This is a genomic window from Acinetobacter sp. JADD-222 (assembly GCF_049310645.1).
The window spans coordinates 87,001-100,129 of the sequence record NZ_JBMOWI010000003.1 but is presented as its reverse complement, the minus strand read 5'-3'; the positions used below and the strand labels follow the sequence as shown (position 1 = coordinate 100,129).

Annotated in this window: 13 protein-coding genes; 7 read left to right on the top strand and 6 right to left on the bottom strand. The window is 38.0% G+C overall.

Annotation, left to right across the window (positions count from 1 at the left end):
• Positions 1 to 2: 2 nt before the first annotated feature.
• From estB to rubA, 3 genes are all read right to left on the bottom strand, one after another.
• Entirely contained in the window at positions 3 to 947 is a 945-nt protein-coding gene (gene estB, locus ACO6UW_RS04255; RefSeq protein WP_017403152.1) for an esterase EstB, read from the bottom strand.
• Positions 948 to 999: 52 nt separating this feature from the next.
• Entirely contained in the window at positions 1,000 to 2,181 is a 1,182-nt protein-coding gene (gene rubB / locus ACO6UW_RS04250; protein WP_057062141.1) for a rubredoxin reductase RubB, read from the bottom strand.
• A 94-nt stretch (positions 2,182 to 2,275) separates the two neighbouring features.
• Positions 2,276 to 2,440, bottom strand: a complete 165-nt coding sequence (gene rubA, locus ACO6UW_RS04245; RefSeq protein WP_000760495.1) for a rubredoxin RubA — start codon at positions 2,438 to 2,440, stop codon at positions 2,276 to 2,278.
• A 446-nt stretch (positions 2,441 to 2,886) separates the two neighbouring features.
• Between rubA and ACO6UW_RS04240 the strand changes: the two genes are divergently transcribed.
• Complete coding sequence (locus ACO6UW_RS04240; protein WP_005075481.1) at positions 2,887 to 3,327, top strand: SRPBCC family protein; 441 nt, start codon at positions 2,887 to 2,889, stop codon at positions 3,325 to 3,327.
• Positions 3,328 to 3,342: 15 nt separating this feature from the next.
• Here ACO6UW_RS04240 and ACO6UW_RS04235 read toward each other — a convergent pair whose 3' ends face one another.
• Positions 3,343 to 3,831 (bottom strand): YqiA/YcfP family alpha/beta fold hydrolase, encoded by a 489-nt coding sequence (locus tag ACO6UW_RS04235; protein ID WP_005075483.1) that lies wholly within the window; start codon positions 3,829 to 3,831, stop codon positions 3,343 to 3,345.
• Between the two features lie 257 nt (positions 3,832 to 4,088).
• Between ACO6UW_RS04235 and lysS the strand changes: the two genes are divergently transcribed.
• The 5 genes from lysS (at position 4,089) to cysN (ending at position 10,190) form a co-directional block, all read left to right on the top strand.
• Entirely contained in the window at positions 4,089 to 5,618 is a 1,530-nt protein-coding gene (gene lysS / locus ACO6UW_RS04230) for a lysine--tRNA ligase (protein WP_002117806.1), read from the top strand.
• Positions 5,619 to 5,803: 185 nt separating this feature from the next.
• A complete protein-coding gene (locus tag ACO6UW_RS04225) occupies positions 5,804 to 7,258 on the top strand; it encodes a capsule assembly Wzi family protein (protein WP_348891807.1) in 1,455 nt (484 codons plus the stop codon).
• Between the two features lie 288 nt (positions 7,259 to 7,546).
• Complete coding sequence (locus ACO6UW_RS04220; RefSeq protein WP_004793966.1) at positions 7,547 to 7,645, top strand: hypothetical protein; 99 nt, start codon at positions 7,547 to 7,549, stop codon at positions 7,643 to 7,645.
• A complete protein-coding gene (cysD, locus tag ACO6UW_RS04215) occupies positions 7,638 to 8,546 on the top strand; it encodes a sulfate adenylyltransferase subunit CysD (RefSeq protein WP_000140408.1) in 909 nt (302 codons plus the stop codon). Before ACO6UW_RS04220 ends, cysD begins: the two co-directional genes overlap by 8 nt.
• A gap of 30 nt (positions 8,547 to 8,576) precedes the next feature.
• Entirely contained in the window at positions 8,577 to 10,190 is a 1,614-nt protein-coding gene (gene cysN, locus ACO6UW_RS04210; protein WP_057062144.1) for a sulfate adenylyltransferase subunit CysN, read from the top strand.
• Positions 10,191 to 10,241: 51 nt separating this feature from the next.
• Here cysN and ACO6UW_RS04205 read toward each other — a convergent pair whose 3' ends face one another.
• Positions 10,242 to 10,799 (bottom strand): DUF2239 family protein, encoded by a 558-nt coding sequence (locus ACO6UW_RS04205; RefSeq protein WP_014206078.1) that lies wholly within the window; start codon positions 10,797 to 10,799, stop codon positions 10,242 to 10,244.
• A 213-nt stretch (positions 10,800 to 11,012) separates the two neighbouring features.
• On the opposite strand from ACO6UW_RS04205, the gene ACO6UW_RS04200 reads away from it, so the two are divergent.
• Complete coding sequence (locus ACO6UW_RS04200) at positions 11,013 to 11,525, top strand: hypothetical protein (RefSeq protein WP_002117749.1); 513 nt, start codon at positions 11,013 to 11,015, stop codon at positions 11,523 to 11,525.
• Positions 11,526 to 11,567: 42 nt separating this feature from the next.
• On the opposite strand, the gene ACO6UW_RS04195 is transcribed toward ACO6UW_RS04200, so the two are convergent.
• On the bottom strand, positions 11,568 to 12,905 hold the full coding sequence (locus ACO6UW_RS04195) for a CitMHS family transporter (protein WP_002117607.1): 1,338 nt from the start codon (positions 12,903 to 12,905) through the stop codon (positions 11,568 to 11,570).
• Positions 12,906 to 13,129: the final 224 nt, after the last annotated feature.

Genomic DNA, 13,129 nt, shown 5'->3' with positions numbered 1-13,129 from the left:
TCCTAGTATGATGATTTAAAATGATGCGCAAATAAACCGCTAAGCTGAGGAATAAAATGTGCAGGGATATCATGCCCCATTCCATCAATTAATTCAAACTTAGCACCGGAAATTGCTTTTGCTACAGCCTTACCGTGACTAGGTGGAAGTAAGCGATCACGAGAGCCATGTAAGACTAACGCGGGTTGCTTAATTTCACGGTCCAGTTGAAGTAAGGAGCCTGTACATAATATTGCTAAAAACTGTTGAAGTACACCAGCAGGATAATAGCTACGTTGATAAAGTTTGCGTGCAGTTTGCATTGCTTCAATCTGGTTGACGTAACCAGGTGAACCAATCAATTGAAATAATTTTAAACTGTGATTAACAATACCTTCTTCGTCACGTGACTCGGGTTTGCCAATTAAACTCAAAAGCTGTTTCGGAAAAGGAGGGGGTAAAAAAGGCTGATTATTACTGGTAAACATGAGCCCTAATTTCTCAACCTTTTCAGGATATTTTGCTGCAAGAATTTGAGCGATCATCCCGCCCATTGATGCACCAATGACATGTGTTTTAGTCACGCCTAAGCGGTCAATGAGCATTGATACATCATCTGCCATATCATGCAGAGTATAAGGCGCCCCTTGGTTACTTAACCCCAGCGCAAAGCGACCCATCAATTTAACCGTATTTAACCGTTTACCTTCATGACGTACTTTTGAAGAAAGGCCAATATCACGGTTATCAAAACGAATAACACGAAAACCTTGATCAATGAGTGATTTACAGAAGAAATCCGGCCAGAAAAGCATTTGAGCGCCAAGACCCATAATCAGCAAAATGGTTGGATGTTCCGGTTTTCCACCTACTTCTACATGTAGCTCAATACCATTGCCTAAGTTGACCTTGGTTTCTTGCATGAAGGATGTGTACGGCGAAATGTTAAACTGTAAGGCACTATTCATGTTATTCATTCCTTAAAGGAATACTCACAAAAGAGTATTCCTGATTCAAACCTTATGCTTGGGCTGGAATAAGATCTGGAACAAGCTTTGTTAAAGTTAAGCGTTGTTTACCTGCTGTTGCACCTAACAATACGAAACCACGCAATGTTCCTTCATTGTCAATTGCTTTAGCAAGCATACCATCGTCGAACTCTTCTGTTTCCCAGTTCACTTCTACATCTACTGGAGCTGGTAACACTGTAAGTGGAGCTGCAGGAGTTTTTACTGCAACTGGCATAGCAGGGTAGTGCACGGCAGTTTGTTGTCCGCTGAGGGTTTTTGCAAGAGCACGAGCTTGCTGCATAATTGGCATTACATATGGAAGTAGCGTGCCATTTACTTCTGCACAATCGCCAATCGCATAAATATCGGCTTGATTCGTTTCAAGTAAACTATTGGTAATAATTCCACGGCTTGTTTGAATATCTGCGCTTTTAGCAAGTGAAATATTTGGCTGTAAACCAATCGCTGAAAGAACGATGTCAGCAACTAAAGTTTGGCCGTTCGCGAGCGTAACTGCATAATCTTCGCCATTATTAATTTTGCTGACTTTTTCAACGGTTGTACCTAACGCAAATTTAACACCAGCCTCTTCGAGATTTTGCTGGAATGCAGAAGCAATATGACCTGGCAATAAGCGACCTAATGGTTGAGGTGCCAAATCAATGACAGTAATGTCATATTCACTATGAAGTAAGTCATTGGCGAATTCACAACCAATTAAACCAGCACCTAAAATAACAACACGTTTGTCTTTACGTTGAGCTAGATTTTCACGGAAAGCACGGTAATCAATTAGCGAGTTCACTACATGAATGTCATCGCTGCCATCGCCTGCAATTGCAAGACGAATTGGGTTAGCACCAACAGCTAAAATCAGTTTTGAATAGGGTTGATTCGAAGTTACCCCATCTTTCTCAAGAACAAGCTCATGACGTTCAGCTAAAATTTCTTTTACAAAAGTGAAAGGCTCAATACGCATATTGAGTTGGGCACCCATTTTAGCAGCATCACCTAAAGCAATCTGTTCAGGTGCTTTTTTACCTGCAAATGCATTTGATAATGTTGGTTTTGCATAATTCACTGCATCATCCGCACAAATCATCACAAGTTCTTGCTCTGGGCTAAGCTTACGAAACTCACGTGCTAAGGTATAACCCGCCATGCCTGATCCGATAATGACGATAGGATGCATTTTTCTCTCCAGAGTTAGAATTGTTTAATTAATACGGTAATGGGTAATATTCGTAAAAAAGACCATGTCAATCATGGCCTTTTGCTTTAAATCATTAGATTTCGATCATTTCGAAGTCAGCTTTTGAAACGCCGCAATCAGGGCAAGTCCAGTCATCAGGGATATCTTCCCATTTTGTTCCAGCTGCAATGCCGTCTTGTGGCCAACCTTCTGCTTCATCGTAAATCCATCCACAAACGATACATTGATATTTTTTCATGAGACTCTCCGCACTGATAAGTTTGCTCAAAGCTGCCTTTCAGTAAAACTATTCCATCTATTAATAATGTAACCACGATCCGGTCAATAATAACCAATGTGCCTTTGATCGGATATCAAATTTTTACGCAGTTCTACATTTAATGTAAAGCAAATAACGGAGTTTAATCATTCGTAAGCAAAGATGAATGGCAGGTTAGGACAAATAAGTGGTTTTTTAGGCAAAACTTGGGCATAAACTAATAATAACTAATACATTCTTAACGTTAATTTTAAACTTAATGTTGTTTGTGAAATTATTGAGAAATAAAAAGTGCCTTCTCATTTAAAAGATTTATATAATAAGAAAGCTAAATAACAACAAATAAAGATTCAACAGATGTCATCATTAAACGCGAAAATTAAAAGTCGACATCATAAAAACGGCATAAATCAGGGAAGTAAAATATGGAAAATTTAGAATATGAAGTAGAGATTGAGGCGCCTATAGAGAAAGTATGGGAATTACTTTGGAATAGCGAGACATATAATGCTTGGACAAAATTTTTTGCCCCAGATTCCTCAATGTGTACCGATTGGCAAATTGGTGGTAAAACTTATTTCTTAGATGGCGAAGGCAATGGCATGGTTTCCACCATTGAAGAATTGAAAAAGCCGGAAATCTTGATTTTTAAACATTTAGGAATGATTAAGGACGGTAAGGAAGATTTAGAAAGTGAAGAAGTTAAAGGCTGGAGTGGTTCCCAAGAAAAATATTTTTTGAGCCAGCACGATAGTGTAACTACTTTAAAAGTCGAATTAGCCACCTTACCTGAATACATGGGTATGTTGAAAAGTGGCTTCGTTCAAGGATTTGACGTAATCAAGAAATTGGCAGAAGAAAAATAGGCAATCTGCATTAATTTAAGCCAAATATTTTTTATAAATTTTCATAATCAAATCATTGAGGCGAGAAGGATAGGCCAAACGATGATGTCCGCCTTCAAAGGTTTCAATATTCATGTAGGGCGCAAGTTTTTCTTGAACCTGATACATATCAAGTTGCTCATCTCCTAATTCTAAATAAGCCATTTTAGGATTAGAGTGAGTAAGTTCTTCTTCGGAAAGCTGAGGGTAGTCTGCCCGAAAATTAGGGGTAAGACTTGGATTTGCCACAATCACAGCTAATTTATGTTGAGCGGCAGTTTTTAAGGCCCAATATCCTCCAAGGCTGTGACCAACCAGTAAATCAGGTTTGATCGTCTGAATAGCCTGATGATAAAAGTACTCAACAGATGCATAACTTAAGTTACGATAATCAACGTCAATACAAAATTTTTCAGGATGTGAAATGGCGTGGAACTTTGTCGATTCACGAGAAGAATCCAAGCCATGTAAAAATAGAATTTTCATTATTTACGACACAATCTCATTGATAAAATACAAGGCAAATAGGGCCTTTGAATATCGAGGTTATTTGGATTTTTTTTATATTTTACTAAAAGCTTTAAAAAATGATCTTAGCGATTGGTCTAAGTCATTTTTCCTTTAAAAAGTACAGCTCTTTTCTATAAATTGTCTTTTTTCATTTTTGTTTGATTGAAATCATTCGAAAAACTCCTGCAATCTGTTAAGCTATGCCACTTCATTTTTACTTAATCGAGGCAGAGATGACGCAACAAAACGCTCAATCGACTTCTGAACCAACTATTTCCGAAAACGATTTAATTGCACAGCGTCATGCCAAATTAAAGCAAATCCAAGATGTTGCGAAGGAAACTGGAAAGAGTCCTTGGCCAAATACTTTTAAGCGTGAACATTACGCAGCTGATCTACAAGAACAATTTAAAGATCAGTCGAAAGAACAAATTGAAAGCGCTGAGCATGTCTATGTAAAAGTGGCTGGCCGTGTCATGTTAAACCGTGGTTCTTTCATGGTGATTCAAGACATGACAGGTCGTATTCAGTTATATGTTGACCGTAAAGGCTTACCAAAAGATATTCTTGAAACTATTAAAGGTTTAGATCTTGGTGACATTATTGCTGCCGAAGGTTATATCGGACGTTCAGGCAAAGGTGACTTATATGTTCATCTTGAAGGTTTTGAACTTCTTACAAAATCTCTTCGTCCGTTACCAGATAAATTTCATGGCTTAAATGACACAGAAGTTAAGTACCGTAAACGCTACCTTGACTTAATTGTGAATGAAGAAACACGTAAGACTTTTGAAATCCGTGCCAAAGTTGTTGCAGGTATTCGAGCATTCTTAAACAATGAGCGTTTCATGGAAGTTGAAACGCCAATGATGCATGTGATTCCAGGTGGTGCTTCTGCACGTCCATTCGAAACACATCACAATGCTTTGGATATGCCTTTATTCTTACGTATTGCGCCTGAACTTTATTTGAAGCGTTTAGTTGTGGGTGGTTTTGAGCGTGTGTTTGAAATCAACCGTAACTTCCGTAATGAAGGGGTGTCAACACGTCACAACCCTGAATTCACGATGATCGAGTTTTATCAGGCATATGCTGATTATAAAGACCTAATGGCATTGACTGAAAATATGCTTGAAAAGTTGGCTTTGGATATTCTAGGTACAACTGATGTTCCTTACCAAGGTGAAGTATTTAGCTTCAAAGGACCATTCAAGAAAATCTCTATGTTCGATGCGATCTTAGAGAATAATCCGCAGTTCACACCTGAAAATGTAGGTGATCGCGAGTTTCTTGCAAAATTTATTCGTGAAGAGTTGAAAGAAGAGGTTAAGCCAGGTTTTGGTTTAGGTAAGCTTCAAACAATCGTATTTGAAGAAACTGTTGAAACTAAACTTCGTCAGCCAACATTTATTACTGATTACCCAGCGGAAACTTCTCCATTGGCGCGTCGTAATGATGACAATCCACACGTTACAGATCGTTTTGAATTCTTCATCGGTGGTCGTGAGTTAGCAAATGGCTTCAGCGAGTTAAATGACCCAATCGATCAAGCTGAGCGTTTCCAAGCGCAAGTTGCTGAAAAAGACGCTGGTGACGATGAAGCAATGCATTACGATGCAGAGTTTGTTGAAGCACTTGAATATGGTTTACCTCCAACAGCAGGTGAAGGTATTGGTATTGACCGTTTGGTTATGTTATTTGCTGACGCACCAAGTATTCGTGATGTAATTTTATTCCCGCATATGCGCCGTAAAGAAGGTTAATCTTCTAAGATGCAAAAAGGCAGTATTTATACTGCCTTTTTTATTACTTTTTATATCTAGAAACTTACCTAATTATACTAATCTTAAGATAGCGTTAAAAAATGTAATTGCACAGTTTAACAATTGCAAAGTTGTGATAAAAAATTTAAGGTGTTGCTCATAAATAACTTTGAGAATTGGCTGGCATGTTTCTAAGAAAAACACTTTCAATTGCAATATTGGCAACTGCTTCATCCGCTATTTTTGCACAAGGTTTAGTGCTAAATAATGAAGACTTACGTACCGACTTAAACTGGTTAAATCAACAAGGTGTTATCAGTATTAGCACTTCAACTTGGCCGTTAAGTGGTGATGAAATTCAAAGAGCACTTTCTCAAGCAAAAGTGACGCATCCAGCTCAACAAAAAGTTATTAATTCAGTACTTAATGCGTTAAAAGCAGATAACAATACAGTTAAAGTGGGTGCTTTTGCTGAATCTGATATTAAAAATATTCCACAAGCATTTGGCGATAACCAAAAATCACAGTACCAAGGTTCATTAGAGTTTAATGCTGGCGGTGAAAACTGGGACGCTAAAATCCGAGTAAATGCAGAAAAAGACCCACAAATTGATAATGGTCAAGATGTCAATGTTGAGGGTTCATATGTCGCTGGTAAACTTTGGAATCAATGGGTAGTTGCAGGTCAAATTCCAACATGGTGGGGACCTGGACATGATGGTAGCTTAATTCGTGGTGATGCAAGTCGACCAGTTTATGGGGTAACTGCACAACGTGCTGTGCAAAATGCTTTTGAGACAAAATGGTTGTCTTGGATTGGACCTTGGCAATATCAAGCTTTTGCTGGTCAATTAGATGATTATAAAATACATAATGCAAAATTAATTGGGATGCGTTTAACTGCACAACCATTTCCTGCTTTAGAACTTGGTGCTTCTAGAGCGATTCAAATTGGTGGAGATGGTCAGCCAAATAGTTTTAAAACCTATTGGAATGCGATTATCGGTAAAGATAATGGTTGTACTGAAAGTAGTTGTGTAGGCGAAGATAATGCATCTAATCAGTTAGCAGGTTTTGATGCTCGTTTACAATTACAACCGTTGTTTAATATCCCAGTCAGTGTTTACGGGCAATATGTAGGGGAAGATGAGGCGGGTGGTTTACCATCTAAAAAAATGTATTTGGCTGGAGCAGATTATTCTTCAATAGTTAATAATATGCCTTATCAACTCTATGCTGAATGGGCAGATACACGTACAAATGGTGATGCAAGAGGGATTTCATATAATCACCACCAATATACAGATGGCTATTATCAACATGGTTTCTCGTTAGGTCATGCGATGGGTGGTGACGGGCAAATGTATTCGGTGGGTGGCGATATCCGCTTTGATGTCATGAACCGTTTAAGTGGTCGCGCTATGGTGGTTAAAGTTAACCAATCTAACTTGGCAATCAATAAAGCATTCCCTAAAGATGATGAAATTAAAGCACTTGATTTAACGTGGACGCATTTCATCAAACCTGATCTTCCATTAAAAATTAATGCATGGGTAAGTGATTCGGATCTTGAGGGTAATGATGCAGGTGCATCTATTGGTGTTGAAATTCCATTAGAACGTAAAATGTTTGGTTTCTAAGATTAGATCATGTTTTAGAAAAAGAGAAGCGATTAATGCTTCTCTTTTTTTATGGTTTTTAAAGAAATCTAAAGACTAGAACATGATTTGCTTAAGTTGACTATACAAGCTAGGATTACAAAGTTATGCATGTGAATCAGCATATTACATGTATATGATTAAATCGAATATCAATATGAAAAAACAAGCAAAAGGAATCGGTTTTAAATCACTATAATGCATAACTAATGCTATAAGCCATATAAAGGCTTGTGGTTTGATTATCTATCACGAAAAATTGGAGTTGTTATGGCACTCGTTCCTCCACATGGTCTTCTAGGTGGTGGTTTAATACTACTTCTAGATTTTATGGGCAAAATGGATAGAGAAGGGCGTGTTCATGACTGAATCAAGACTTACACATCTCAAGCAACTTGAAGCTGAGAGTATTCATATTATCCGTGAAGTAGCCGCAGAATTTGAAAATCCAGTCATGCTTTACTCAATTGGTAAAGACTCGGCTGTGATGCTTCATCTTGCATTGAAGGCATTTTATCCTGCAAAACTTCCTTTCCCTTTATTACATGTAGATACGGGCTGGAAGTTTAAAGACATGATCGCGTTTCGCGATAACATGGCAAAAACACATGGTTTTGATTTAATTGTTCATCAGAATAAAGAAGGCCGTGAAGCAGGAATCAACCCATTTGATCATGGCAGTTCGAAATATACGGATATTATGAAAACCCAGGCTTTAAAACAGGCTTTGGATAAATATCAGTTCGATGCTGCTTTTGGTGGTGCGCGCCGTGACGAAGAAAAATCACGTGCGAAAGAGCGCGTATATTCATTCCGTGATAGTAAACATCGTTGGGATCCTAAAAACCAACGTCCTGAACTTTGGAACCTTTACAATGGTAAAGTGAACAAAGGCGAAAGTATTCGTGTATTCCCTTTATCTAACTGGACTGAGTTGGATATCTGGCAATATATCTATTTAGAAAATATTCAAATCGTTCCTCTTTATTTCTCTGCTGTTCGTCCAGTAGTAGAGCGTAGCGGTACGTTAATCATGGTTGATGATGAGCGTATGCGTCTAAAAGAGGGTGAAGTTCCACAGATGAAGTCTGTACGTTTCCGTACGCTTGGCTGTTACCCGTTAACTGGTGCAGTTGAGTCTGAAGCAGATACGTTACCTGAAATTATCCAAGAGATGCTTTTAGCCACGAGTTCTGAGCGTCAAGGTCGTATGATTGACCATGATGAAGCGGGCTCAATGGAAAAGAAAAAGCAAGAAGGCTATTTCTAAGACAATTTCTAAATTTGTGGAGTTTGAGCAATGTCTCATCAATCAGAATTAATCAGTCAAGATATCTTGGCCTATTTAAAGCAACATGAACAAAAAGACCTTCTGCGCTTTTTGACTTGCGGTAATGTAGACGATGGTAAAAGTACGCTTATTGGACGTTTACTCTACGATTCAAAATTGATTTATGAAGATCAATTGCAAGCAGTAACGCGTGACAGTAAAAAAGTAGGAACTACGGGTGATGCACCAGACTTGGCGTTACTAGTAGATGGCCTTCAAGCAGAACGTGAACAAGGTATTACCATTGACGTAGCTTACCGTTATTTCTCAACAGAAAAGCGTAAGTTTATTATTGCGGATACTCCAGGGCATGAGCAATATACTCGTAACATGGCAACAGGTGCGTCAACTGCTGATTTGGCAATCATCCTGATCGATGCGCGCTATGGTGTACAAACTCAAACTCGTCGTCATACGTTTATTGCGAGTTTGCTTGGTATTAAAAATATCGTTGTTGCAATCAATAAGATGGACTTGGTTGAATATTCACCTGAACGTTTCACTGAAATTCAAATTGAATATGATGCTTTCGTAAGCCAATTAGGTGATCGCCGTCCAGCCAATATTCAGTTTGTACCAATCTCTGCTTTAAATGGTGATAACGTTGTAAATCCGTCAGCTCATACGCCGTGGTACAAGGGTCAAACCTTGATGAGCATTCTTGAGTCGGTGGAAATCAGTCGTGAATCGAATAAACACGAATTCCGTTTCCCTGTTCAGTATGTAAACCGTCCAAATCTTGATTTCCGTGGTTTTGCGGGTACCGTTGCTTTAGGTGAAATCAATGTTGGTGATGAGATTGTTGCACTGCCATCAGGTAAGCGTTCAACAGTTAAAGAAATCGTTACTTTTGATGGAAACCTTGAGCAGGCTGTAGCGGGTCAAGCGGTTACATTGACCCTGAATGATGAAATTGATATTAGCCGTGGTAACGTTTTGGTACGTGCTGGCGAGCAACCGTTAATTTCACGTAGTGTTCGTGCTTCAGTGGTGTGGATGAATGAACATCCGCTCGTGAAAGGTAAGTTATACAACGTTAAGATAGGTACCCAGACTGTTCCTGCTAAAGTCACTAATATTCACTATCGAGTGAATGTGAATACACTTGAACATACTCATGTGGAAGAGCTTGAGTTAAATGCAATTGCAGATGTTGTAGTTGAGTTCGATGCGCCAGTTGTGTTTGATCAATATCAAGATTCTCGTTATACAGGTTCATTCATCTTCATTGACCGCTTAAGCAACGTAACTGTTGGTGCAGGTATGGTTGAGGCTGCTGTTGAATGGACTGCACATAGCAATCCTGTAACAGCTGAAGATCGTGCTGCACGTTTGGGCCAAAAGCCAGCGGTGATTGGGATTTCTGCACAGTTAATCGAGAAAGCTCAAGTTCTAGAAAGTTTATTGATCCAACAAGGTGTAGTTGCGATTGCAAAAGCTAACTTAACTGCTGAGCAAATTACTTTATTGCGTGAGACAGGTGTTGTGGTTATCACAACTTCTGTGGAAGATGCGGATACAGAAGTTACTGCTGAAACCGTTGAAGAGGCAGCTGAAAAAGTTGTGGAATTAGTTCGTCTTTAATAGACTGAATTGATTTTGAAAAAACCCGCGTAAGCGGGTTTTTTATTGGGTTTAGAAAATACTTTGAGTTTTTAAAGTTAAATATTCTCTTAAATCTTTGGGATAGCTCTGAATCATCTTTAAAAATATATCTCGATCACCTTGATATAAGGCACGTGTTGCTTCTTCGTAATTTGGCATATTGCCCAACATGGCAGACATAAAACGGTCGATGGCTTGTTTAGCGAGCATAATATTACCTTCAGAATTTGGGTTATTTAACTCTTTATCAATTAACTTACGAATTACTGCTGATGCACTCGCACTTTGTTGATCTAACCAATCCCAATGTTTTTTCTGTAAAGTGATTTCACGAGAAATTACTCCGAGTTTAGGTCGTCCAACTTTTTTAATTTCTTCCGGTTCACCATAACGTTGATGAAATTCTTGTTCCGAACCAGAAAGATCAAGATCAATTTGTTGACCTGTTTGATCATTAAAAATCAGAATATTTTCCGTTGTTTTCGGAAGATCTTTGAGTTTTTTTGCAAGTTCAATAAGGGAGTCACTCGCAATAAGCGTGCTTCCAGTGAAGGCAGTATAGGTGATTTTAGTATTCATTTTAGCCATATATTTTTATCTGGGTAAAATAATATTATCAGGGTAAAATTAATTTGGCAAATAATTAAAATTATAACCAAAGAATTATTTGATTTTATGAGTGTAGTCTATGAAGTTAGGACTATAAAAATAGTCAAGATAATGAGCTATTTAAAATTTTACTCTGTTTTAGTATCGCTTTTATGAGAGAATACGCCTTTAGTTGTATGTATAGAGACTCCTATGTTTGAGCAATCTCCTGAATCTTTAAGCGATATCGAAATTTTAGACATTTTACAGTCGATGAAAAAAGATAAGCTAGATACGGAAGCAAATGAGATCATCCGTAACGGGGGAAAAGCAGGACGTCAGGAAGCACATAAACAGGCTTTAGTGGCACTAAATACAAATTTTGAAGAAAAGTTTGTAGAGGCAGTTACTCTTGCACTAGGTTTAAATGCAGCTCAAGCTAAAAAAATTCGCTATAAAAAAGATCGAATTCGTATTTTAAAAGCGCGTGGTATTGATTATTTAGCTATTGATGGTGCAGAAACAGCGCAAGTTTTGGCACAAATTTCACAAGCGATTGTTCGAGAAGATGCAATAGTTACTCATGACTTACATGACATCTTCCCATTTTGGAAAGAAGGTTGGCCAATGGTGCAATTTGATAATGCCTATAAAATTTTAGAAGAAGATATTAGCTTGCACTTTCATGCGTTCTTAGACGCCATGATTGAGTATATAAATAAATAAAAATAAAAGCCCCGTTTGGGGCTTTTATTTTTAGGGGAATAATTAAAGTGTACTAAAGAGCGGGAAAACGCCAATCACTAATGCAGTGCCCATCAAAACCATACATGTTATAAATGCCCATTTAAATGTGAACTTTTGATGATCTGCAAAGTCAACTTTAGCAAGACCGCATAACAAGTAAGTTGATGGAACAAGAGGCGATAGTAAGTGTACTGGTTGGCCTACAATTGAGGCGCGAGCAATAGCTTCTGGGCTAATACCGTAATGAGAAGCCGCTTCAGCAAGAATTGGTAAAACACCATAGAAGAATGCATCATTTGACATAAAGAATGTTAAAGGCATACTGACTAAAGCGGTAATCGGTGCAAGATATGGACCCATGCTTGGAGGAATCATTGCGACGAATTCTTTAGACATCGCCTCAACCATACCTGTACCAGATAAAATCCCTGTGAAAATACCTGCAGCGAAAATTAAACCTACAACAGCTAAAATACTATCTGCATGCATTGCGATACGCTTTTTCTGCATATCAACATCAGGATAGTTAATCAGCATTGCAATACAGAACGCTAGCATGAATAGCACCGACATTGGCAAAATGCCTTTGATTAATGCAATCATGAGAATAATAGTAAGTACCATATTTACTTTGCGTAAATGTGGACGCGTCGCTTCAGGGTCTTTCGACACGGTAATATTATCACCATGATGACTTTCAAGCTCAATCACGCCTAAACGTTTTTGCTCATAGCGGCCATATAAATATGCCAAGAAGAATAACCAACCAATACTAATGATCATTGGAAGGATCATTGGTACGAAAATATGACTTGGATCAACTTGTAACGCACTTGCAGCACGAGCAGTAGGACCACCCCATGGTGTTAGGTTCATTACACCACTACATAAAAGCATAAGCGCAGTCATGATGAGTGTGTTCATTCCTAAGCGTTGATAAAGTGGCAACATTGCAGCCACACAGATCATATAAGTGGTTGAGCCATCACCATCTAAAGAAACGAGAGTGGTTAAAAAGACAGTTCCTAGAGTAATTTTTAAAGGATCGCCTTTAACTTTTTTCAAAATCCATTTAACCGGTGGGTCGAAAAGACCTGCATCGATCATTAAGGCAAAATACAAAATTGCGAATAAAAGCATTACGCCAGTTGGCGCTAATTTTTTGATGCCATCCAGCATCATCTCACTGAGACCTTTAAGTTCAATATGACTTAAACTTTCAAAGTAATGACCTAGGCCCCAAGCAATGAGAGAAAAAATAAACGGGATGAGAATTAAAGCAATAATAGGGCTTAAACGTTTGGACATGATTAAGTACATGAAGCACAAAATCATGCCAACACCAAGTAATGTCAGCATACAATCAATCCTTTGCCTATAGTTTTACTGAACAAGTTTATTCAAAACTCTGACCTTGGTTATTCTTATTAATTTTTATTAAAAAGACAAATAATATATTTAGTTTATTTGGTTAATATATATTCGTTTGGATGGGTATATTTAGATGAAATACTGAACATATATATTAAGATTATAATGGTTTTATAATAAATGAATACTATTATAAAATAATATAAAGGTAT